This window comes from Aliivibrio logei (assembly GCF_001691055.1).
Taxonomy (GTDB): domain Bacteria; phylum Pseudomonadota; class Gammaproteobacteria; order Enterobacterales; family Vibrionaceae; genus Aliivibrio; species Aliivibrio salmonicida.
In genome coordinates this window covers 17372-41045 of sequence record NZ_MAJU01000013.1, presented here as the reverse complement: position 1 = coordinate 41045, position 23674 = coordinate 17372, and the positions used below count along the sequence as shown (strand labels likewise).

General features: G+C 37.4%; 20 protein-coding genes. 9 read left to right on the top strand and 11 right to left on the bottom strand.

Annotated elements, in window-relative coordinates:
- Positions 1–55: 55 nt before the first annotated feature.
- From A6E04_RS13270 to csrD, 10 genes are all read right to left on the bottom strand, one after another.
- Positions 56–508, bottom strand: coding sequence for a hypothetical protein (locus tag A6E04_RS13270; protein WP_012549287.1), 453 nt, complete (start codon positions 506–508; stop codon positions 56–58).
- Positions 508–1734: a type II secretion system F family protein gene (locus tag A6E04_RS13265; protein WP_023604059.1), complete on the bottom strand. Its 1227-nt coding sequence runs from the start codon at positions 1732–1734 to the stop codon at positions 508–510. Before A6E04_RS13265 ends, A6E04_RS13270 begins: the two co-directional genes overlap by 1 nt.
- A gap of 10 nt (positions 1735–1744) precedes the next feature.
- Positions 1745–3469, bottom strand: a complete 1725-nt coding sequence (locus A6E04_RS13260) for a GspE/PulE family protein (RefSeq protein WP_017022366.1) — start codon at positions 3467–3469, stop codon at positions 1745–1747.
- Positions 3459–4532, bottom strand: coding sequence for a tetratricopeptide repeat protein (locus A6E04_RS13255; RefSeq protein WP_065611619.1), 1074 nt, complete (start codon positions 4530–4532; stop codon positions 3459–3461). Before A6E04_RS13255 ends, A6E04_RS13260 begins: the two co-directional genes overlap by 11 nt.
- Positions 4529–5377, bottom strand: coding sequence for an ExeA family protein (locus A6E04_RS13250; protein ID WP_012549284.1), 849 nt, complete (start codon positions 5375–5377; stop codon positions 4529–4531). Before A6E04_RS13250 ends, A6E04_RS13255 begins: the two co-directional genes overlap by 4 nt.
- 10 nt (positions 5378–5387) lie before the next feature.
- On the bottom strand, positions 5388–7025 hold the full coding sequence (gene mshL / locus A6E04_RS13245) for a pilus (MSHA type) biogenesis protein MshL (RefSeq protein WP_023604057.1): 1638 nt from the start codon (positions 7023–7025) through the stop codon (positions 5388–5390).
- Between the two features lie 12 nt (positions 7026–7037).
- The gene (locus tag A6E04_RS13240; RefSeq protein ID WP_065611618.1) at positions 7038–7379 is read right to left on the bottom strand and encodes a type IV pilus, mannose-sensitive hemagglutinin D (MSHK); all 342 of its coding nucleotides are present in this window, start codon (positions 7377–7379) and stop codon (positions 7038–7040) included.
- 1 nt (position 7380) lies between these two features.
- On the bottom strand, positions 7381–8019 hold the full coding sequence (gene pilO / locus A6E04_RS13235) for a type 4a pilus biogenesis protein PilO (protein WP_023604056.1): 639 nt from the start codon (positions 8017–8019) through the stop codon (positions 7381–7383).
- A complete protein-coding gene (locus A6E04_RS13230) occupies positions 8012–9475 on the bottom strand; it encodes an MSHA biogenesis protein MshI (RefSeq protein ID WP_065611617.1) in 1464 nt (487 codons plus the stop codon). Before A6E04_RS13230 ends, pilO begins: the two co-directional genes overlap by 8 nt.
- 124 nt (positions 9476–9599) lie before the next feature.
- Entirely contained in the window at positions 9600–11585 is a 1986-nt protein-coding gene (csrD, locus tag A6E04_RS13225) for an RNase E specificity factor CsrD (RefSeq protein WP_023604054.1), read from the bottom strand.
- 192 nt (positions 11586–11777) lie between these two features.
- Here csrD and A6E04_RS13220 point away from each other — a divergent pair, with 192 nt between their 5' ends.
- The gene (locus A6E04_RS13220) at positions 11778–12467 is read left to right on the top strand and encodes a hypothetical protein (protein WP_065611616.1); all 690 of its coding nucleotides are present in this window, start codon (positions 11778–11780) and stop codon (positions 12465–12467) included.
- 72 nt (positions 12468–12539) lie between these two features.
- Here the strand turns inward: A6E04_RS13220 and A6E04_RS13215 are convergent, their stop codons facing one another.
- A complete protein-coding gene (locus tag A6E04_RS13215) occupies positions 12540–13094 on the bottom strand; it encodes a single-stranded DNA-binding protein (protein ID WP_017022357.1) in 555 nt (184 codons plus the stop codon).
- Between the two features lie 321 nt (positions 13095–13415).
- Here A6E04_RS13215 and A6E04_RS13210 point away from each other — a divergent pair, with 321 nt between their 5' ends.
- The 8 genes from A6E04_RS13210 to A6E04_RS13175 are packed head-to-tail and all read left to right on the top strand — an operon-like array spanning position 13416 to position 23673.
- The gene (locus A6E04_RS13210) at positions 13416–14828 is read left to right on the top strand and encodes an undecaprenyl-phosphate glucose phosphotransferase (protein ID WP_065611615.1); all 1413 of its coding nucleotides are present in this window, start codon (positions 13416–13418) and stop codon (positions 14826–14828) included.
- Positions 14812–16122 (top strand): outer membrane beta-barrel protein, encoded by a 1311-nt coding sequence (locus tag A6E04_RS13205; protein ID WP_244886276.1) that lies wholly within the window; start codon positions 14812–14814, stop codon positions 16120–16122. Before A6E04_RS13210 ends, A6E04_RS13205 begins: the two co-directional genes overlap by 17 nt.
- A complete protein-coding gene (locus A6E04_RS13200) occupies positions 16123–16704 on the top strand; it encodes a polysaccharide biosynthesis/export family protein (protein WP_017022354.1) in 582 nt (193 codons plus the stop codon).
- Positions 16705–16707: 3 nt separating this feature from the next.
- Positions 16708–18885 (top strand): exopolysaccharide transport family protein, encoded by a 2178-nt coding sequence (locus A6E04_RS13195; RefSeq protein ID WP_065611613.1) that lies wholly within the window; start codon positions 16708–16710, stop codon positions 18883–18885.
- Positions 18886–18892: 7 nt separating this feature from the next.
- The gene (locus A6E04_RS13190; protein ID WP_017022352.1) at positions 18893–20098 is read left to right on the top strand and encodes a lipopolysaccharide biosynthesis protein; all 1206 of its coding nucleotides are present in this window, start codon (positions 18893–18895) and stop codon (positions 20096–20098) included.
- A gap of 2 nt (positions 20099–20100) precedes the next feature.
- Positions 20101–21480 carry a hypothetical protein gene (locus A6E04_RS13185; protein ID WP_026025508.1) on the top strand — a complete coding sequence of 460 codons (1380 nt, stop codon included), beginning with the start codon at positions 20101–20103 and terminating at the stop codon, positions 21478–21480.
- The gene (locus A6E04_RS13180; RefSeq protein ID WP_065611612.1) at positions 21473–22471 is read left to right on the top strand and encodes a glycosyltransferase family 2 protein; all 999 of its coding nucleotides are present in this window, start codon (positions 21473–21475) and stop codon (positions 22469–22471) included. The genes A6E04_RS13185 and A6E04_RS13180 overlap by 8 nt, the downstream gene beginning before the upstream one ends.
- Positions 22468–23673 (top strand): glycosyltransferase family 4 protein, encoded by a 1206-nt coding sequence (locus tag A6E04_RS13175; protein WP_017022349.1) that lies wholly within the window; start codon positions 22468–22470, stop codon positions 23671–23673. The genes A6E04_RS13180 and A6E04_RS13175 overlap by 4 nt, the downstream gene beginning before the upstream one ends.
- Position 23674: the final 1 nt, after the last annotated feature.

The window sequence follows — 23674 nt, the reverse complement described above, 5'->3', positions numbered from 1 at the left end:
GAATTGTAAGGGATTATACAAAAAAAAACACAGCGTTCGTCAAAAATCATTAACTTTATTTCGTTTCAGAAAAAATAACGTTAACTTTAAAGATGTCATTAATTAACATAACCGAAATCATTTTACCATCCGCTATACCATAGTTACAACGGTTGTAATTACTTTCTTTTATTTCATGAGTTATTGTTATGCTATCTGTGTAAATCGTTTTCTTCTCAGGTAATAACAGAGTTAACCAAGCTCGGCAATCAAGCTTCCCATCATTAAAAACAATCGGCCACCCTAATGCAGAGAATTGAACATTAATTCCCTCTTTCTGAATTGATGCGGGTTCTCCACTCACTACCCAATAATTTCTATATTCATTTGCCGATGACAATATATCTCGACTTGTCATTATCAAGGCTGCATTTTCAACTTCGGGTTCCATTTTATTCCATTGCCACATAATCGTAGCTAATAGAATAACGAATATTGTCCCCCACATAATTCGGGACGATGACACCATTATGAACCCTTCACTACATCCAACATATTCCACATTGGTAAGAAAATACCCAACGCTAAAATTAAGACCATTCCGGCCACAACAACCAAAAGTAAAGGCTCAATTCTGGCGGTTAATGTTCTTAAATCGTAATCGACTTCTCTGTCATAGAAATCGGAGACTTCCAATAAGAGATCATCTATTTGTCCAGTTTCTTCACCAACCGCAATCATCTGTTGAACAAGCGGAGTGAAAATACCGCTTTGCGCCGCAGTTGCCGACATACTGGTGCCTGATTCAATGCCGTTTTTCATTTCTAATAAACGATTTTCTAAATACTTATTTCCTAATGCTTCGGCAGAAAGCGCTAACGATTGATTCAATGGAACGCCCGATTTAAGCATCAATGCAAAGGTACGAGAAAAACGCGACATTTGTGCCCGAGTGACAATATCTCCCACAATTGGCACCTTTAAACGAAACTTATCCCACTTTTCTCTTCCGTCATCTCGACTAATCCAAGCTTGAAAAGCACAAAATGCCCCCGCCATTGCGGCGATTAGCACATGCCAATAATTAACAAAGAAACTGGATGTCGCCATTAAGATTCGAGTAGGTAAAGGCAGTTCAACCCCAAAGCGAGCAAACATACTCGTAAACTGTGGAATCACTTTAACGTTCAATACAAACATCGCCAGTAAGATAAAACTCAGAACAAAAATAGGATAACGCATGGCAGATTTGATTCGCTTACGTGTTTCCATTTCTTGTTCGTAGTAGCTCGCTAACTGCATCAGAGCCTGATCTAAACGACCCGTATTTTCTCCTACATGAATCATAGAGACAAAAAGTGAACTAAAAACATGAGGATGTTGCTGCATAGACACAGACAAACTGCGGCCATTGGTTAAGTCACTGGTTACTTCGTCCAATGCTTTTTTTAATATCTTATTGCTGCTGTTTTGTGATAATCCATTCATCGCACGTAATAGCGGCACACCCGCCTTGGTTAAGCTGTACATTTGACGACAAAAAATCACTAATACATCTAAAGGAATATTAGGTTGAAACCATTTCTTCCAATCTAACGTACTTGATGAAGAGCCAAACTTACTCGCAACAATGGAGGTTGGGATAATCCCTTCATTCATCAATTGCTCAGCAGCCGCTTCTTGAGAAACCGATTCAACACGACCAGACACTTGTATGCCACGTGCATTTCGACCACTGTATTTAAACATCGCCATTATTAACGCCTTACATCAATATTGGCTGATGAGAGGCGGCATTGTCCCCTTCACCAAGGATCATAACTTCATCAAGACTGATGATGCCATTCATTGCTAACTCCATCGCAGAAGCGAGCAATGGCTTATATTCTTTATTTTCTCTGGCCTTATGTGAGAAACCAACGGCATCATTAGCGCGTAACGCATCCATCATTGGCTGATCTAATTCTAATAATTCAAATACACCAATACGGCCACGATAACCGGTTAAATTGCAATTCTGACAACCATGCCCACGTCTAAATGGCACTGAGGCTTGATTTGGGAATCGAGCTTCTAACCATAATTTACGAGGTTCATCTACTGCATCTTCACCTGAACATTCAGTACAGATCTTTTTAACTAATCGCTGTGCCAATACCGCACGAACAGCACTGGCAACTAAATACCCTGGCGCTCCCATGTCCATCATTCGCAATGCACTGTCCACCGCATCATTTGTATGCAAGGTAGATAATACTAAGTGACCTGTTAATGCAGCTCGTAACCCGATCTCTACCGTCTCTTGATCACGCATTTCACCAATCAGAATGATATCAGGATCTTGACGTAGGAAGGTTCTTAAAATCTTCGCAAAGGTTAAATCGATTTTAGGATTAACCTGAACTTGGTTTATCCTAGGTAAGCGGTACTCGACTGGATCTTCCGCTGTAATTATTTTCTTACTTGGTTGATTTAACTCGTTTAATGCGCCATATAACGTCGTTGTTTTACCAGAACCAGTCGGTCCGGTAACCAAGATCATGCCGTGCGGACGACGAAGTTGTTTACGTAATCGAACCAAGAGATGATCAGGTAACCCTGAATATTCTAATTCACGAATACCTGTCGTTTGGTTCAATAAACGCATCACGACTGATTCACCATATTGAACAGGCATGGTTGATAAACGAATATCAACGGATTGACCACGCGTCTTGATATTAAAACGACCATCTTGAGGTAATCGCTTTTCAGAAATATCCAAATTCGCCATTAACTTCAAACGTAAAACCAGTGCAGAGGCAATATTAACTTCGTTTAATAATGTTTCGTGCAGCACACCATCAATACGTTGACGTAAACGAAGGACTTTATCATCCGGTTCAATATGAATATCCGACGCACCAACTTGAATCGCATCTTCAAATAAAGAATTGATCAGTTTTACAACGGTAACTTCGTCGTTGTCGTTATCTGAGATACCAAAATTAAAATCGTCATTTTCTTTATGTTCAGATTGAAGTTGCTCAGCAAAAGAGGCGATTTCTTTGGTTCGACGATAAAAGCGATCAAAGCTATCAACCAGTTGCCTTTCTGATGCAATAACCATTTCGATATTGTATTGCTGAAGCTGTGAAAAAAGTGCTTCTTGAGCAAATAAATCCGCGGGATCACTCATTGCAACACGGATAGTGTTACCCTGCTGACTTACCACTAACGCTCGTAATCGACGAGCATGAACTTCTGGTAATAAATGTACGGCCGCGGCATCAATATCGGCACGATTTAAATCAATTAATGGCACATCTAACTGCTGAGATAAAAACGTCAGCATTTGTTTCTCAGTTAAAAAACCAAGTTGGATTAATGTTCCGCCAAGTTTACGTCCCGTTTTTTTCTGCGCAGCCAGCGCTTGTTCTATCTGTGCTTCTGAGACAATGTTTTCTTCGACTAATAGATCACCAAGTCTTTTTCTTAACTTAAGACGCATTATTCACTTCCTTCATTGTCTCTAATAACTTAATTCGATCTCGAACAAACACTTGAGATGAGCGGGATAAGCCCGGCTTAATCAATGCTGATTGATAAGTGTCATAAGCTTTATCAATTTCTGCTTCTCTCTCATAAACAATGGCAAGACCTAACCACCAACGACCATTATCAGGGTCTTTATTGACGAGCATTTGATAGCTTTCTTTTGCTAAATCGATAAATTTTAATTGTTGAGCTAACCCACCACGCGTGGCTAAATAATCAATAGAGGCTTCTAAAGGAATGTATTCGACAACAGATAACGCCGCTTCTAGTTGCTCTTCTCTTTGTAATAAACTTGCCAACGCTAAACGCAAAGTCACGCTGTCATTATCTAGCTTTATTCCCTGCTGCAAAACGGCCGCCGCTTCTTTCACTTGATGCTTACCATAGAGTAATGCAGCTAACTTCTTACGTGAATCGTCATCTCTTGGCTGATATTTAAGTACGGTATAGTACTCAAGAATAGCTTGTTTAAAATCCGATTCATCAAGTGACTTTCTCGCTGCGGATCTACTTTTCTCGGCTAATTCAGAAGGTAACAACTCAACTTCTTCGACATAAAACGCATCACTTTCAGGCTTAACGTTCTGCTTAGTAGAAATGACAGGTACCGTATTTTCATTCTTTACTGTTGGTTTTTCTGCTGTTGATGCCGTCTTAATAATTGCAGTCGGCACTGGAGTCGTTATTTTTGCTGCCTGCTTTTCCGTTTTATGACGGCTTTCAGATAAATAAATCGAACTGACGGATTCAGGTGTGCTGTTTTTTGTCGGAGAATTGGAGGCTAACTCAACGACCGCTGCATCATTAGCGATGGGAGTCGTAACCGGTGTTGGCTCGTTATTTAACGTAGCCCAACCGAGAACTGAAATTGAACTTAATAAACCAATAGCAAAAAAGAAAGGCGCTTTAAATCTTGATTCCATATTTGGCACTATCGCAGGCGAAATCGTCGATGTATTCTCAACATCTGATTTTGCTTTAGTGATATTCAATAGAGCTTTATTGGTGACACTCACGCTTTTCTCCAACCCCAAAACTTAGGGAAATAATAGGTAGGTTTCATTGTGTCTGTTGTATCTTTAATGGCACTAAAAACAGAACGAGAAGATACGATAATTAACTGCTCAGAAAACGAAATTAACAATGATTTATGGCATACCTGATTAATCAACCGCGGAACCCCTGTTGTCGCTCGCCAAATAGCTTTCATTTGAGTCAATGAAAAAGGATTCACTTCACACCCAGATTCTGTCATTCGGAAACGAATATAAGCCACCGTTTCACTCATAGTTAATGGCCTTAATGTGGCTGAAAACGTAATTCGTTGACGAAGTTGTCTTAAATGGTATTGCTGTAATCTTTCATCTAATTCGGGCTGACCAAATAACACTATCTGTAATAATTTTTTATAGTCGGTTTCTAAATTGCCAAACAATCGTAAGGTTTCTAATGCTTCATCACTTAATGCCTGAGCTTCATCAAGAAAAACAACGGCTGTTTTTCCTAGAGCTTGTAACTCTATAATTTTCTCATGAATACGATCCGTTAAAGCGATATCGTCTCCATGCTGTTCAATCCTTAACTCTTTTGCTAACGCTTGACGTAATTCATGTCCATTCATCACAGGATTAGGCAAATAAAGTAACTCAACATTACTCGGCAGCTGATTCATTAGCATTCTGCACACTAGTGTTTTTCCAGTGCCAATTTCGCCCGTTACTTTGATGACTCCCTCTCCCATTGATATCGCAGATAACACGGTTTGAATTGCTTCATAATGAGGCAACAATCCATGGAAAAGCGATGTGTTTGGCGTAAGCGTAAATGGAAGCTGCTTCAGCCCAAAATGGGATTCATACATAATCTATCGATTACTCGTCAGGAAACCATTCTTGCAAAAGATCACGTGAGCGTTCTAACTCTTCTTGCCATGTATCAACCCCAACAACCGTTGGCTTAAGCAAGATAACTAACTCTGTTTTAGTCGTTAATTGACTGACATTTCGGAATAAATGCCCAAGAACAGGAATATCACCAAGGAACGGAACTTTTGATACTTGATCAACCGTTTGTGATTTCATCAATCCACCAATAACAACGACATCTCCGCTTTTTGCTCGGATAACAGAATCAGATTCACGGATAGAGCTTTTGGCCAGCGGTAGCTCAAGAACCCCTCCAACATCACCTAAATCGATGATTTTTGTTTCTGTTTCAACATCGATAACGGATGGGTGAACGTGAAGCATCACATTCCCTTTATCATCAATTTGGGGCGTAACATCCAATGAAATACCAGAGAAAAATGGCGTTAATGTCACTTCTGGTGATGCATTCGAATTATCACCATTGCCAGTTACACTAGAGACTTCAGTGACGAAGTATTCATCACGACCCACTTTGATCACGGCTTTCTGGTTGTTGGCAGCCGTCACTCTCGGGCTTGAAAGCACATTCAAATCCCCTTGAGTATCCATAAAACTTAATACAGCTGAAAAATTACCATCAGATACCGTGATATTGGTTTGTCCGCCCAATAATGATCCAATAGCATCCATACCAGGTAGAACTCCGGCGGTTGTTCCTGGGACTTGTCCAAAAACAATATCAGTGCCTCCAACCGCAGCCGTTAAGTTAGACCAATTAATACCTTGTTGGTAACCATCACTGAGTGTCACTTCTAATAATTTAGCTTCTAGGATTACTTGACGCTGTAAGCGCTTATGTGAAATACCTAAGAACTGTTTCACTTTACGCAATTCATCAGGAGAGGCCGTAATAGTGATCACACTTGCTTGAGGTGATACAACGACACTTCGCCCAGAACCATTACCTATCATGACTGAAACGGCTTTTTCTAGTTCTTTCCAAAAATCACTTTCACTCGTTGTTTCTATCTCAGTGCCACCGGTAGCAGAAGAAGATGACGAAGACGATGAGTTATTCGAATTAGAACTATCATTACTATTCGATGAGTTACTGTCTGAATTTGTAATCGACCCTGTAGTGATTGTCGTTAAAGAACGACCCTTACGTGTTAATTGTAAATAATCAACGGGGATAGTTTCGGTGCGGATCGTCGCAGGATAAACTTGCAATACCTTGCCTGATTTTATGATTTCATAACCATAAAGATCTTCAACAGAGCGAAGTACTTCATCCAACGTCACTTCATTTACGTTCATCGTAATTCGACCGCTGACATCAGGATGCAATATCACACTGTATTCTGTGCCTTTTACTAAGCTTGTAAAAAAGGCTTTTGCACTCACGCCATTCGCTTTGATTCTAAATCGTTTTACGGGCTCATCAATTGACACCGTTGATGAGTTTAAATCAGGCATTAAATCGGCTTGTATTGAAGCAGGTAGATCATCCAATAATTGACCACCATTATCATTAATAGATTGATCTAAGGTTTGTTTGATCTCCGTTGGATCTCGATGGCCCATTGAACAGCCAGCTAAAGAAGCGACCATTAACCCAACGATGATTTTACATGCTTTCATTTACTACAAACCTTAATGTTTAATGTCTTGTGAAAATAGAGAAAGTTCCCACCGCTTACCAGCGCGGCCAATAAATACGTTATCGTCATTAATTGATAACAGCGTATAGCCAGAGATCTTTTCACCTTGCTTCATGGATTTATCATCTAACACAGCGTAACAATCGGCATTCCCACTGCCATTACAATTAATTGCCTGTAATGATGGGAAATATTGACGTTTTTTCACTATTTTTTTCTGCTGCGGCTCAGGCTTCAACCAACTTAATGGCTCTGTAGGATCGTGTCCCGCACTGATTTCTGATGCATTAATCGACGATGCTAATAATACAAATAATAAAAGGAAATATTTCACATTAACCTCCAATGAACCCTTTACTTGAACCAAGGGTGTATACCTCAATACTTAACTCAGCATTTGGATATGTATTCACTTTATATTGAAAGTTTCTCCAATAATATTTCACGGGCAATGCTTCTAAATTTGAAAGGTATTCTTCAAAATCAAAATAACTCCCCGAAAGCACAAGCTTAATCGGGTGAATGTAATAGCCAGCGTTACTGTTCTCATCTAATAATCGCTCAGACGGTAATGTACTCATCGAACTCAATCTTAATTTTGAAGATTTTTGTAATACGGTTTCAAGTAACGGTGCCATTTGACTTGGCGAAACTAAAGCAGCAACCCGTTTAGATAAAATATCCGCTAAATCTTGGCTTTGTAACGTTAGCTCTTTATATTCTTTATTAATTTCAAGGTTTGGATCTTTTTGCAATCGAAATTGAGCTAATTCAATTTGTTGTTTTAATGATGAAATAGAATTCGTCACTCGAGACAGTTGTTGTTCCGCTTTTTGAGTTTTCGCCATTTGAGGTTCTATGACTAGCGTTAAAGAAATAAAAATAACCGCAACCCAACCCACAATAACAATGAGCATTTTTTCTCTTTGTGATAACGCTAAGAAAGCGTCTTTTGCTTTAATCCAATTATTCATTACTTTCCTTTGACACGGTTGTATTTAAAGTAAATGACACAACCCCTTTTTCATCTGTTTTTATGTCTAATTGAGCAAAAGTTCGACCGACTAAATGCAATTCACTTTCAAAGCTCTGTATCCAACTAGGTACAACATCTGGCGTTCGTGCAAAACCAGTAAAATTAACGTCATTACCAGAAATATAAATTTTTGTTAGGGAGATATTCCCTTTACCAATTTGAGTAAGGCTACTCATAAGACCGGAGTACCCCACTTGCATCCCTTCATCAAAATTATCGATCATTTTCAATGATGCTTTCTTGGCGTTAATATCGTCTTTTAATCGCTTTATTGCCGCCAATTTAGCGGCCGATGGTTTATGTCCAGCCAACTTTTTATTTACTTCAATCAGCTCTTGGTTGTAGATACTTTCTTGAGATGATGCCAGTGCGACTTTATTTTCAACGCCATAAAGTTGCCATTGATAGTAACCTGCAATAATACCTACAAGAACCATACCAACTCCCCAACTAATCAATACATTGGGTAATGTTAAATAATCCGTTTTCGGTTTTAAGGTATCATTATATAAATTAATATTTGGCTTATTAAATAACCCGAGCCAACTCAGCACTTCCCCTGCTCTAAAGACTCTTGGTTCATCCACAATCAGTGAGGCTACCTTAACCCCTAAACGATTTTGTAGCTCAGTGGATAACGTTGAATCATCTTCATCATCACAGCGAAAATAAAGATGATTAATATTGACACCTTGCGAGTGAGCACTTAAATAATCTAATGATCGTTGTAATTCTAAAGCTAAATTATCGAGTTGAAAGTGACTAGACTCATCGCCGGTTAAAGGCGCTTTAATTCCGCGCAAAGAACGATTTAAATGTAAGCGCCCTTCATTAAACGCCAATAATTTAAAGTCTGCTGATTTACTGTGGCAAAGTAGCATAAAACCATCTTGCTCTGGTTTTGCATTTGCCCACGTTAATTCATCAGGCGTAATATTAATTACTTGAATAGAGAAAGGTTGTAAAAGGTCAACAATAGACTTTATCGTGGCAATCTGAGAAATATATACCTGCAATTTACCATTACTGGTTTCAATGCCATCAGCAACAATATCAGATACGCGATCCGTAATAAGATCTTTAACAAGAAAAGGAAGCGCACCAATTAGCTCTTCTTTAGGAATATTCGGTTTTTCAATTTGAAATGACTGATAAAGATGAGAGCCTACAATTATATTGGCTCCACAGTCTGAAACACCAGCTTGTTGGCAAGCACTAACTAACGCTTCTTTCCAAGCTTGCGGATGGTTAATTTCAGTATAATGACTTTCTTTAAGTTGGTTATCATCATCGCTTTTCGCGATATATATACCACCTTGTAATAGAACAATTGATGTAGTTGTTTTAATAGAACGAGAAAGTGTCAGTTTCTTGAATGCATCCATCATATTCATTAATTACGTTATCTCTATATTGCTTTCATTACACTGAACACCCGTCTTTTTTCCGCGACGGGTTAATCATGAATGATACAACATTCTATTCTTAAGACATATGAGAATTATCTGAAAAATGAGATCAATAACGTTTTTCCCAACGATTCCTTCTTTTAGGGATCGCGATTTTCTTTTGTTGATGAAAAAGACTGGTTTCGACCTCAAAAATACGACCTTGACCGCCTTTAACACCCAACTCTTTTAATCGTTTTAATTCTTTGTCTTTCTCTATACCAACCGCAATAACCTGAGCCCCTGTCGTTTCACAAGCCCCTAATAAGCTTCGTACAAACAGTTGATTTTCATATCGTTGATGGATGTCTTTAATCAAACTTCGATGTAATTTCACGTAATCAACATGCAAATCTTTAATATAGTGAGTACTTACAATAGTGCGGCCTGCCTGCTCTACAACCAGCTTACAACCAAAACTTTTTAACATTTTTGCAATTGGTCGTACTGAATCTAAATGCGTCACAACTTGCCCTTCAGCTAATTCAAAACTTAATCGTTGTAACTCTTCTCTTGGGGTTTGTAATAATCGATCTCTTAACTGGCGAATAAATACACTATTTTGTAAGCTTTTTATATGTAAATGGACAGAAAATGAATGTTGAGACATTTCAGTATCATTTAATAATGGAAATGTTTGTTTTAAGACCGCACTATCAAGCTTTATTTGATAACCCACTTGCTCTATCGCAGGTAAAAAGCGAGACGCTTTTATTTGAATTCCATTTTCATCTTTAATTCTTGAAAATAACTCCAAGTGAAGTGGGATTATATTATTCCCTTCAAATAAAAAGGTAGTTTGCTTATAAAGCACGAGTTGCTCTTGTTCAAAAATAGCATCAAACAATGTACGCCAACGGACGCTCCCCAAACTCTCGGTTAGCTGTTGCTGTTTTTTAAATAATGACCAACTATTGTTGTTTTGTAATAGTGCACTACGATGAGCCATATCTAACTCATTCATCAGTCGCCCACGTTGCTCACCACTGACATACATGCTCACACCAATATGACACCAATTATCAGCATCTAAACTTGTTGGAGGTATAATTTTCTCTACCATTTTTAAGCATTGAGAAGACAGTAATTTCGCTTCTTTTAATGACTGTTGGGGAATAAGAAGGGCAAATTCAGATGTGTAATAACGTGAAAGTACACTATCACTATAACGTTGAATCAAATTATTTAACTGCTTCCCTAATTCGACAATTAACTCATCACCCGCTCGCTTTCCTTGTTCTTCAATCAGATCTTCCCATCCATTAATTCTCAACAGAAGTAAAACACCCTGACTTTCAGATTCTTGCAATGTGGATTCTAATTTACTGTCAAACAAGACTCTATTTGCAGAGCCCGTCAATTGATCTAAAAAGGTATGAGTTCGAATAAATGTATCAAATCGACTGCGCTCTTTACGTGCATCTTTTAATTCAGCGATCACATTATCTAACGCCAAACTTGCGGTTGCGGGCCACTCTTCTTCACTACCCACTTCATAACTATCGACCTTTCCGGCCAAAAGCATTCTCCCCCTTTCTTCTAAGAGCTCCGAGCCATAAAGTTGCTTTCTTAACCACACCACTCCCCAAAGTAGAGAAACAACAATAATGGCAATGGCTGCAGTGATAGAAAACAAAGCACCTAACGAATAAGTAAACGCACTATAAGGAGGTAAAGATTTAAAGGTAATCGAATACCCTTTATTAAGCTCGAGGGGATACGTTTTTTGATAAAGTAAATTATCATCGGGAAGGATGGCTAACGATTGAAAAGCATAAATAGGACCTGATTCTGATGACAATTCCATGCTCATTACGCTACTGGCTTTCAATAATTTTGGTAACCATTTCGCCATTGATGTCGCTTCTTCTGGTTCAAGAAGCTCTTCATCAACCACATTAACGACACCAACCAAATAATGATCTAAGTATTCGGTTCCAATTTGTTTAAAGGATATTGCTCCGCCCACGAATAAAACAAAAATAGCAGCAGAAACCATTAAAGTAACAAAGGAAATAAGGCGGTTACTTAATCGTAAATTAGGGGTTTTTCTCATTGAACTCTTCTTCCCTGAAGGTATATACCAAAATATGATGCCCTTAGTTTCAATAGGTACATCTAAACATGTATTACATATAATACAAATATTTCACTTATATCTCTATACAATGCTCACTGTTAATAACAGATACTAAATGTATTAGCCGACGATACCAAGAGAACTCCCATAATAATATAAGGCGTACGCGTGAATATTGAGCTTAACTCAAAAAAAATATTAACCTTCTTTCTTTCTTTAATTGTCATATTGGTTATTGCAAATTGCTTTGCGGTTATCTCCAAGCAATACCTAAACTACTCTCATATGGAAACTATCATTCGTTTATTTGATCTAGACAGAGAGATGAATGTTCCAACCCTTTACTCGTCATGTGCCATGATCGTTGCAAGTATTCTTCTTGGATTAATCGCTTATATCCATAAACAGAAAAAAGAACGTCACTTAGCCTGGGCTGGTCTAAGTGGAATTTTCTTATTCCTTGCTCTTGATGAAATGACTGAACTGCATGAAATGTTAGTTGGTCCTGTTCGTAACTCACTACACACAACAGGTGTACTCTACTTTGCTTGGGTTATTCCTTATGCAATTTTACTTATTATTTTTGCTTTAACTTATTTTAAATTTTTATTTCGGCTACCAAAAACAACCCGTAACTTATTAGTTATTTCAGGTATTGTTTATGTTTCGGGCGCATTAGTGATGGAGTTAATTGGTGGTGCTATTTCTCAACAACATGGTACTGACTCTCTAATTTATTCAATAAGTTACAGTATAGAAGAAACATTGGAAATGTTAGGTATTGCTTTCTTAATATACACAGCCACAACCTATATTAGTGCTCAATTCCCTAATTTAACCATGACAATTAAGGAATAATTACGTCTTCCGCCTACAAAAAAAGCCTCAATGATTGAGGCTTTTTTTTATGAAACGATTAAAGATATATTCCTAGAACGGAATATCATCATCAAAGTCCATTGGTGGCTCATTATATTGAGGCTGAGCTGCCTGCGGTGCTTGTTGTTGAGGTGCTTGTTGCTGCTGTTGTTGTGGAGCAAAGTTATTTTGCTGCGCAGGTTGTTGAGGTTGACCCCAATTGCCTTGCTGCTGCTGTTGTTGCTGTCCACCAGCTGGAGCGCCTTGACCTTGACCACGACCACCAAGCATCTGCATTACACCGTTAAAACCTTGAACTACAACTTCTGTAGTAAAACGATCTTGACCGCTCTGATCTTGCCATTTACGTGTTTGTAATTGACCTTCAACATAAACTTGAGAGCCTTTACGTAAATACTCACCAGCAACTTCCGCTAATTTACCAAACAGAGCAACACGGTGCCATTCTGTTTTTTCACGTTGTTCGCCAGTTGCTTTATCACGCCATGATTCCGACGTTGCAATTGTAATGTTTGCTACCGCACCGCCACTTGGCATGTAACGGATTTCAGGATCTTGCCCTAAGTTACCAACAAGGATAACTTTATTAATACCACGGCTGGCCATAGTTTGCTCCAGATAAATTAGAAAGGATGAAAAGTGTTCACCCGGTTATATATACAGTAGTTCGCAGTTTAACACGTTCATCACTATTTCTGATACCCCTAAACAGAGAATCCGTTCGCTCAAAAATAAAAATAGGGACGAAGTTCGAACAAAATATAAACATGGTTAGAAAAGAAAAATAATAAATGTTAGAAATTCTAGTTACTTAATAAAATAAACGATATTATTGGAATGTCATTTTTTTGACGCGACGTTAACTTAACACCTGTAATTATCGACTATACTGCTCTAATTACGTAAATCAATGCGACAAGAGGCTATATGAAACAACAAAATATAAAAATGATCACAAATAGCTATCGTAATATTAACAAAGCATTTGATTTTATACTGATAAATCTCACATTAGTTTTTTTACTTTCGCTTCAGGGCTTTTCAGAAACAGCCGTAGACTTAGCTGTAGGTTTACTGTTTTCTGTGATTTTTTTATTAATCAGCGAATATCTCAATATTTACGATATAAACAGTAAATTTGAGCTACCAAAATATCTTTCAAGGCTATTTCTTGCACTTCTGCTTTCAGGAGTAACATTACATGTTTTAAAACTCCGATTAAAAGGCATGGAAGGGGCTAGTATTAGCCATTTTAATAATCAGTTATATATGATTTGGTACTTAACGGTTTTTGTCGGACTCTCAGTACCACGTATAAGCTGTAATCTTTGTTATCGATATTTAGTGTTACCAAATACAAAAATAAAACACATTGCAATAGTCGGGTTAACCCCTGCAGGACTAGCCATTGAAAAAGCGTTATTAAAAAAATACAAACAACAAAAAATACACATTAGCTTTTATGATGATCGTTCAAATGACCGCTTTAGCTATATGGCAAAAAGTAGTCATGATGGAAAAATATGCGATCTCATTGATAAAGTAAAAAGCAATGATATTAGTGATGTTTACATCGCTTTGCCAATGGTGGCAAGAGACCGAATAAAAGACACTATACATCAGTTATCAAACTCGACAGTAAATGCTTTTATTGTTCCTGACTTATACACTTATAAATTAAATGTCTCTCAAATTACACGTATCGGAAATGTACACACGTTTAGTATTTTTAGCTCACCTTTTGAGGGATTTGGAGCGGTAATAAAACGTATTGAAGATCTTATAATCGGCTTTTTAATCACTTTATTAATTTTACCTGTTTTATGTATTGTTGCTCTTGGTGTGAAGTTAAGCTCTCCCGGCCCTATATTATTTAAACAAGATCGCTATGGCTTAGGCGGTAGGAAAATAAAAGTATGGAAATTTCGCTCAATGAAAGTTATGGAAAACTCAGGAACCGTCACTCAAGCAACAAAAAATGACCCACGAGTAACTCGTTTTGGTAACTTTATTCGCAGAACATCATTGGATGAATTACCACAATTTATCAATGTATTACAAGGTAGTATGTCTATTGTTGGTCCAAGACCTCATGCTGTAGCACACAATGAAGAATATAGAGTATTGGTCGACAACTACATGGTACGCCACAAAATAAAACCGGGTATTACCGGCCTAGCGCAAATTAGTGGTTATCGTGGTGAAACAGACACACTCGATAAAATGGAAAAACGTATTGAGTATGATATTAAATATTTACAAAACTGGTCACTTTCGATGGATATAAAAATCATTTTTCTAACCGTATTTAAAGGTTTTGTCAGTGATACCGCCTATTAATCTTGCTTGTACTCAACGGGTCTTATTGCTCATTTTTTATATGATGAGCAGCTTTTGCTATGCCGCATTAACCCCAAAACCACATATAGGGCCAGCTGGAATAGAATTTCAAAGTAACGTAGATCTTGATTATGGATATGACGACAACGTTAATTTTCAATCGGAAAAAGCCCCTCATGTAACGTCGGATTTTTTTAATCTAAAGCCTTTTTTAAAATTAGAAGGTAAACGTAACGCGGACACTTACACAGTTGAGTATCTCGGTGATTATCGTCAATATCAAAACGACGCGACTTCGGATGATTATGATGACCACACAATAAGGTTCATTGGAGCCTGGGAAAAAGGCCTTAATAATGACCTCCTATTTACGATCGAAAATGTCTTAGCTCACGAAAATAGAGGAGAAGGACTTACTGATGGTTTATCTGCTGAACAGTTTAAACAATACGGTATAGATGATGTTTTGAAAACGAATATGCTGAACACTGAACTTCGCTACAGCATTGATAAGCAAGACAGCATTGGTAAACTCAGTTTTGCGGCCCAATATAAAGAATTTAGCTATGACGACAGAGAGTCCAGTGATGTCCATAAAAATAATTTCAACCAATATATTAAAGACCAAAATTGGAACCAGACTACATTTACCATAGAGTTATTTGATCAAGCGTCAAGCCGTACTCGATTTCGATATTCGATAATCAGCAACCTAAGAGACTATGAAGAAGATAACAAAAAAAATACAAATGAAACCTTTTTGGTCGCCGGAATAAAAAGCCAACAAACAGGAAAAACCACGATAGATGCCAATATTGCATGGTTGTATAAAACCTTTCCAAACCAACCTGATTCTCAAGGCTTTAGCGGATTAAACTGGGATGTTGATATAGCTTGGAGCCCTGTGAGATATTCAACCTTTCATTTGTTTACGGATCAACGGGTAGAAGATCCAACAGAAGTTGGAGGATATGTTTTAAATACCAAATATGGTACACGTTGGGAGCATTTTTGGTGGTCTAATAGATTTTCTAGTGAATTAGGGTTTAATTATGAAACCAGTGCCGATCAACATAAAAACGATGGTAAAACAACCACAACCACAGACGCTATGGCAAAATTAACATATAAATTTAGACCATCAATTATACTAGAGCTAAGCTATCAACAAATGATTAATACTTCAGACAAAGAGTTTGATGACTTCACTATCAATAACTCGGCAGAAACCATTATCCAGACATTAGGTTATGACAAATCCATTATTATGTTTACAACTAAGGTGCAAATTTAGATGAAATCCTTCTTTATATCTTTTTGCTTATTCATCTCTGTGCTCTCTCACGCTTATGCATCAGAGACTTCACCAGTAAAGAATACAGAAATACAAAAATCAGACACAACGGTTCAGAAAGATGATCTAGGTTATGTATTAGGGGCTGGTGATAGTATTCAGATATCGGTATTTAAAGAGCCCGATATGACCTTACGTTTGAAAATTCACCGCGGTGGATTTGTTAATTTCCCTTACCTTGGTGATGTGCAGTTATTGGGAAGAACTCCAGCACAAATAGAAAAAGACATAGAAACTAAATTGGCTGACGGGTACATCGTCCAGCCAATGGTAACCGTCAGTATTGAGTCCTTTAGAAAGTTCTTTATCAGTGGTGAAGTTGCAAACCCTAATGGGTACGAATTTCAACCAGGATTAACCGTTGAACAAGCGATTGCGATGGCTGGTGGTTTTACTGATCGGTCAGATAGAGATGGCATTAACGTCCGTCTAGCCGCGACAAATGAATTAATTGAAGATGTGGGTCCAACCTATCCAGTAGGTCCGGGCGATGTAGTTATTATTGAACAGAGTTTTTTCTAAATTATGGCACTATCAATTATAGAAAATGGAAAAAAGCTAGAAAGTACAATCGATTTTTCTAATTTCCTAAAAGAATTTAAAAAATATCGTCTACGAATTCTGCTGACAGTTATGGGGGTAACCTTAATTTCATTCCCGTTAATTTACTCGATGACACCTCAATATTCTGCAACTGCAACGATGATATTAAAGGCACAATCAGATAACTCGACACCGATAGATCAAGTCGAAGATTTTGACGCAACTCAAGCAGAGTATTACCCAACTCAAGCCGAAGTTTTACAATCAAAAAAAGTCATTGAGACTGTCGTTCGTCAACTAAATTTACAAAACAACCCACTATTTAAGCTAAAAAAAACCGATAAACTAATTTCAGAAAATGAACATATTTATCAAATAGTAAAAGCGATCAATAAAAAGCTTTCTATTTCACCTGTGCGCTTTAGCCAATTAATTAAAATCTCTTATGAATCGACATCTCCAGAGATGTCCGCAACCATCACTAACGCCGTTGTTGAGGCTTATATTCACTTAGAAGAGCAACGAAAAATAGAAAAAACCAAACAAGCTCAAGAATGGAATAATGCTCGAATGACCGAGCTAAAAGAGAAGATTTTACAACAAAAAGAAAATATAGATAAATACCTCACAGAAAATGGTTTGCTAACTTATCAAGGTATTGATGGTTTTGAAACAGAGCAACTTGCACTCGTTAATGATCGTTTAGCAACCGCAAAAGAAAAACGAATCACAGCGAAGGCTAGCTATAACACAATCAGCGAAGCACTTGGCTATCCATTAGAAGATGTGGCTACCCTACCGTCGATTTCTAATCATGCACAATTACAAGATTTACGTATTGCTCTTATTCAAGAAAAACGTACATTATTTGATCTTAAAGAAAAGTATGGCCCAAAAAACCCATTGATTTTGGAAGCTAATGCTCAAATTAATGCCATTAAACTACAAACGACCTCTTTATTAAAAGAGCTTAAAACCGGATTATACAAAGAGTATCAAGCCTCAATTGAACGCGAAAATAAATATAAGTCCTTACTTAATGCACAAAAAAAGAACTTCACACAACTTGCTGCAAAAAGAGATGTTTATAATACGATGAAAGCGGATTTAGATAAGACGCAAGAGTTGTACGAAAAAATCTTCACTCGTAGCAAAGAGCAAGAATTAACGATGTTATATCGTGAGCCAGCGGCAACACTACTCGATCCCGCAATGCCACCTAGTAAACCAAGTAAACCCAATAAAGCTTTATTTATCATTATGATTTTCATCATGACATTTATCTTAAGTTTACTGTTTATCATCATTAAATCTGCCTTAAATAAATCAATTAATAATGTAACTCAAGTGAAAACCCGCTTAGGCCTAAAAGCCATCGGGGAGCTTCGCCCATTCAATTACATTGAAGAACTTACTGTATTTTCAAACGTTTTTTTTACTAATCCCTATTCAGGGGACACCGTTCACGCAATTAGAACGAGTCTCCTTTTAGATAGTAAACCCTGGCCAATTATTGGTTTAGTATCCACGGATTCTAGCGAACAAAATGAATTAAGCAGTTATCTTCTTGCTCATTCTTTATCACAAGATCGTTCGACATTATTAATAGATTTAGATTTCAGAAAGGAAATCTCTATAACTGAAGAGATATTGATGACGCAACCTGTAGAGGAAGCCTCAAGCGTATCTAAAACAGAAAATAGTACCTCTGATGTTTTTCCTACATTAACAGTAATGGGGATGGCTGAAATTCTTGAAAAAAATCATCCTATTAACGATTGTATAACTCAATTAGACAAAAATTTATTTTTCTTAGCTCGTGGGACACTAACATCAACACCACTCCTAACATTATCTCTGGAAACCCTTGAGCCAACACTTCAAGAGATGAGTAAGCAATTTGAACAAATTATCGTTCACTTGCCAGCATTATCTGAGAATAAAGACGCTCAGCTTATTGCTCGTTATCTATCTGGGGTTATTTATACTGTTCAAGCCGGCACATTAAGTGCAAACAACATCCTGTCAAACATGGAAAAAATAACTCAACTGCAAATCCCTATTATTGGTGCCATACTTAATAATGTGGTTGATGAAGAATTAGAAACAGAAGAAACACAGCAACAACTGTTCCATCAAAACGATGATTTATTAAGTTAGGTTTCTGATGAGCTTACTAAAAAGTGTCTCAACAATTGCGGGTGCATCGGTTATTTCCCAAATTATCGGTGCCGTTTCCATTTGGCTTATTTCTCACAAATACGATATGGCACAAGTGGGCGTTTATGCTCTAGTGTATAGCGTAGTATTAATTGGAGCTCAAATTTGTACTTTTGCTTCTCAATTGTTATTACCAAAACAAAGTGATGCACAAGTCACTCAGAACATTATATTTTCACTGCTTCAAAGTGTCATAATTGCGCTTCCTTATACTGTCATAATTATCCAGTTTTTTGATCTTAATGGCTATTTACTTTACCTACTAACCCTTTGTCATGCATGGGTTTTAATATCAGAAAACTTACTGCTTAGAATTGAAAATATTCGTCTATTAGCATTTCAGCGTATTTCAATTTCATTATTAGTTATTGCTGCCGTTGCTCTCACACAAACCACTGAATTATTTTATGTCTGTTGGGCCATTGGGTTGTTTATTCTTGTTTCCATTTGGATTTGTCATTCTGTTTCTTTTTCAAAGATTAGATTTTCTCATTTTTCATTATCGAATAATGTGCAATTTATGAAAGAAAATCGGGCTCATCTTTCTGGAATAGGCAGTGCCGAAGTTTTAGCGATGGCAAATAATAATCTACCCACACTGCTAATTAATTTTTGGTTCTCCCCATTAATCGCGGGTTATTTTGCTGTTGTGAATCGTTTCTGCTTAGCACCCGTTACCATTGTTGGTAATGCCGTTCGTAATTCTATCTTTTCTAAGTGGTCGATTGATTTTCGTAATAACAAATTTAATTATCAAGAATTTAAAAAAGTTCGCTTAATGTTGTTAATTCTGGGGCTTATTGCGACTGCTGGTGTCTTGCTCTTTTATCCGTTAATCATGCAACTTGGTTTTAATGATGAATGGCTTAGCTCTGTACCTACATCCCGTTATATGCTGCCTTATTTACTTCCTGCTCTTGCTGTCTGTCCCCTCACAGTAATTGAATTAGTATTTGGTTCACCAAAATATTTTCTACGTATTCAAATCGAGCAATTGTTAGTTATCACTATTGCTTTCATTATATTTCCATACTTTTACCATAACTATGCTTATTCTGTTCTTTTGTTTTCGGTTCTGTCGTTTGTTCGTTACAGCTTTATCTATTTAAAAGTAAATAAACGAGCACACCTATTAGCTCAGGAAAATAAGTAATGATGCCGTTAAATACTGGTTTTTTCCTACAAATCTATGCCGTTATCAGTCTCGTATTATGTGGCTTAACACAATATTTCACTGGTATTTCTGCCATTTTATGGCTGCCATTTTTATTAGCTTTTACGATGACAGGCTTACTCTTTTTACAGAATCGATATACGCCGCTCGATCTCGATCATAAAGAAATTATTATACTCGTTTTGTTCATTGGTTTTTTCGTTCAAGCAGTACTCAGTACCTTTTTGCAAAATGGTGTCACCACCACTATTGTTGGCTTAAAAAATGAGCTAGCACTCTCCTTAATTCTATTTTGTTTATTGTTGCGATTTTGTCGGGAATCACAAATATACCGAGTGACAAAAACACTTTATTGGATTTTTTATGCTCAATTCCCCGTCATTCTATTCCAAATTTTTGTCATTCTTCCCAAACGAGTAGCCGCTCACGGTGAGTATGAAAAATGGGATTCGGTCGTAGGTACTTTTGGGGGCGATCCCATGGGAGGGGGGAATACGGCTGCGATGGGGCTTTTTTGCTTACTGATTATGCTGTTAAAACTCTCGGAGTATAAACATGGTCTATGCTCAATAAAATCAACTATCCTACACATTGGTGCGGCATTCACTCTATGTATTTTAGGTGAAGTGAAATTTGTTATTTTATTATCCCCCATTTTACTGGCTTATGTATGGCTAGCTCCTAGCTACATAAAAGGCATGAAAAGCTACGATATTAAGATTATTCTCGCGATTATTGGTGGGATGTTGCTATTAATGAGTATCGCTATCTTATTATTATCATTATCTTATTCATCTGCTTTTGGCAGTGACCCAAGTAAAGGGCCATTAGACATTTTCATTGGTTCTTTAGAATATATATTTGATCCTAATTATATTATGCCGACCGGTGAATTAGGAAGAATGACAACCATTTTTTTCTGGTTAGATAATAATGACTTTTATGGGCTTCCAAATGCTTTATTTGGTTATGGATTAAATACAACAAATCACGGAAGTTCGGTTTCCCCTGGTTTTTTAAATGTTCTTTTTAATGTCATTCTTGATACGACAGCACTCAGTGTTCTTTTATGGGAATTGGGGATCATTGGAACATTATTTTTCATTTCAATGACACTCTATATTCTTCGAGTCTGTAAACCTACTCCTCTATTTAATCGAGATGACGTGACACAAGAAGATATTAGATTAATGAGCTATCCTCCTGCATTTAATGCCTTTGCTATTGCTTGTTTATTAAGTCTCCCATACAGCCAAATATTGATGTTGGTCCCTATGCTTCAATTTATTTTTTACTTATCACTAGGGTCAAACTTAGTGATCCGAAAGTCCTTAATTACGGCGGCAGCGAATCATGACTAGTTCTCCTTTTATTTCAGTCATTATCAAAACCTATAATGAAGAATCTGGCATCGCGAATACGATAACAAGCATTCAAGAGCACATGGGTAAATATCCCCATAAAATTATTGTCGCGGATAGCTTATCAACAGATAAAACTCAAAAAATAGCAACCCAAATGGGTGTTACGGTTGTATCTCTAACAAATGAAGAAGATCGTTGCTGTGGGGTTGGCCATCAATTAGGTTATCTTCATAGCGAAGGTGATTTTTTACTTTTACTTGATGGCGATATGAAGTTAGAGGCGGGCTTTATTGATCATGGTATTTCATTTCTATTAGAACACCCTGAATATGCCGCGGTGGCGGGTGCAGTAGAAATGGATGATGTTGATAGCTATGAGTTTAAGTCACGTAAACAACGCATACACCAAATTTACCCTATTGGTGATTGCAGTCATTTAGGTGGCGGGGGGTTATACAGAAAGAGCGTCATTGATGAGATTGGATATTTAACGAATCGTAATTTACATGCTTACGAAGAATCAGAACTCGGTATGCGCTTAGGCTTAGCGGGTTACAAACTTCACCGCTTAGATGTGCCTTATTTTTCTCACACCTCTTATACCATGTCATCTTTCGAGCTAATAAAGCATCGCTGGAAGGGCGGTTATCTGTTTGCTTCTGGTGAGCTTTTAAAAGGCTCTTTTGGTACTCCTTTGTTTAAGAAAGCATTAAGCACAGTGAAAAACGAAGCTATTTTCACTCTTTATTTATTGCTCTTAATAAGTACTCTCTTTACGTTTAACTCTCTCATAATTATGCTCACAGCATTGCCTTTATTCGCATTTATTACATTAAAAACCATTAAGAATCGCTCGATTAAAGACGCCTTACACAGCGTTATCAACCTCTCCGTTTTTTCTGCTGGTTTACTCCGAGGTTTATTTCTGCCGCTAAAAAGTCCAACTCAGCCACCACAACACAAAATTATTAACGAGGGTAAAAAATGAAAGTTCTATTAGTTAATAAATTTTTCTTTATGAAAGGTGGTGCCGAAACCGTTTACTTTCAAGAGCGGGATATGTTGCTTTCTGAAGGCATCGATATTATTGAATTTTCAATGAATCATGAGAAAAACCTTGAATCAAACTATTCTGACTTCTTTGTTAATAACGTGGATTACTATCAAGAGCAAACACTAAAAAACAAAATAACCACTGCAGTTAATTTTATTCATAACAGCGAAGCTTGCATTAAATTCAAACAATTATTAGAGCAAGAAAAACCAGACTTAGTGCATTTTCATAATATCTACCACCAACTCACCCCTTCAATTATAAAAGTGGCAAAACAATTTGGTTGTAAAACGGTATTAACAGCTCACGATACTAAAATAGCGTGCCCAAGCTATACGATGTATCGCGATGGTCATACATGTGAAGACTGCGTTCATGGTTCGGTCTTTAACGCCACAATACATCGATGCCAAGAAGGTTCATTGATAAAAAGTTTTCTTTTGTCCGCAGAAGCTATCTATCAAAAAGTCAGCGGTAACTACCAGCAGCTTGATGCTATCGTCTCACCGAGCCGCTTTCTTGGACGCTTTATACAACAAAAACTGCCTCATAATCGTGTAGACATTATCGTAAATGGTATTGATGAGCACGTCTCTAATGAGGGCATCAGTGATCAAGGTTACTTTCTGTATCTCGGTAGACTAAGTACAGAAAAAGGCGTTCCTACCCTTGCGAAAGCACATCAATTAATGAAAGAAAACACAGCCTTAAAAATTGTGGGGGATGGACCCGTTTTTAACGAGTTAAAAGAGACGTACCCAAGCGCTGAATTACTCGGTTTTAAAAGCGGAGATGAATTACTCACTCTAATTAAACAAGCAAAAGCCGTAATTGTGCCATCTGAATGCTATGAAAACTGTTCCATGTCGGTTCTCGAAGCCATGTCATACAGCAAACCAGTTATCGCCTCTAGAATCGGTGGATTACCAGAACAAATTCGAGATGGCGTTGATGGCTATTTATTTGAGGCGGGTAACGCTCAAGCACTTGCTGACAAATTAGATGTATTGGCTGCGAGCCTTTCAGCATCCGCAGAAATGGGGAAGAATGCAAGACAGCGCTTTTTAAGTAAGTACACACTAACAAAACACAAAACAGATTTACTCAATCTTTATAATGAATTACTAAAGGGATAAT

Excerpts from the sequence above, each read along its gene's own strand:
- A6E04_RS13270 (WP_012549287.1), bottom strand. The coding sequence starts at position 508 with ATGGTGTCATCGTCCCGAATTATGTGGGGGACAATATTCGTTATTCTA.
- A6E04_RS13265 (WP_023604059.1), bottom strand. The coding sequence starts at position 1,734 with ATGGCGATGTTTAAATACAGTGGTCGAAATGCACGTGGCATACAAGTG.
- A6E04_RS13260 (WP_017022366.1), bottom strand. The coding sequence starts at position 3,469 with ATGCGTCTTAAGTTAAGAAAAAGACTTGGTGATCTATTAGTCGAAGAA.
- A6E04_RS13250 (WP_012549284.1), bottom strand. The coding sequence starts at position 5,377 with ATGTATGAATCCCATTTTGGGCTGAAGCAGCTTCCATTTACGCTTACG.
- mshL (WP_023604057.1), bottom strand. The coding sequence starts at position 7,025 with ATGAAAGCATGTAAAATCATCGTTGGGTTAATGGTCGCTTCTTTAGCT.
- pilO (WP_023604056.1), bottom strand. The coding sequence starts at position 8,019 with ATGAATAATTGGATTAAAGCAAAAGACGCTTTCTTAGCGTTATCACAA.
- A6E04_RS13230 (WP_065611617.1), bottom strand. The coding sequence starts at position 9,475 with ATGAATATGATGGATGCATTCAAGAAACTGACACTTTCTCGTTCTATT.
- csrD (WP_023604054.1), bottom strand. The coding sequence starts at position 11,585 with ATGAGAAAAACCCCTAATTTACGATTAAGTAACCGCCTTATTTCCTTT.
- A6E04_RS13215 (WP_017022357.1), bottom strand. The coding sequence starts at position 13,094 with ATGGCCAGCCGTGGTATTAATAAAGTTATCCTTGTTGGTAACTTAGGG.
- A6E04_RS13210 (WP_065611615.1), top strand. The coding sequence starts at position 13,416 with ATGAAACAACAAAATATAAAAATGATCACAAATAGCTATCGTAATATT.
- A6E04_RS13200 (WP_017022354.1), top strand. The coding sequence starts at position 16,123 with ATGAAATCCTTCTTTATATCTTTTTGCTTATTCATCTCTGTGCTCTCT.
- A6E04_RS13195 (WP_065611613.1), top strand. The coding sequence starts at position 16,708 with ATGGCACTATCAATTATAGAAAATGGAAAAAAGCTAGAAAGTACAATC.
- A6E04_RS13190 (WP_017022352.1), top strand. The coding sequence starts at position 18,893 with ATGAGCTTACTAAAAAGTGTCTCAACAATTGCGGGTGCATCGGTTATT.
- A6E04_RS13185 (WP_026025508.1), top strand. The coding sequence starts at position 20,101 with ATGCCGTTAAATACTGGTTTTTTCCTACAAATCTATGCCGTTATCAGT.
- A6E04_RS13180 (WP_065611612.1), top strand. The coding sequence starts at position 21,473 with ATGACTAGTTCTCCTTTTATTTCAGTCATTATCAAAACCTATAATGAA.
- A6E04_RS13175 (WP_017022349.1), top strand. The coding sequence starts at position 22,468 with ATGAAAGTTCTATTAGTTAATAAATTTTTCTTTATGAAAGGTGGTGCC.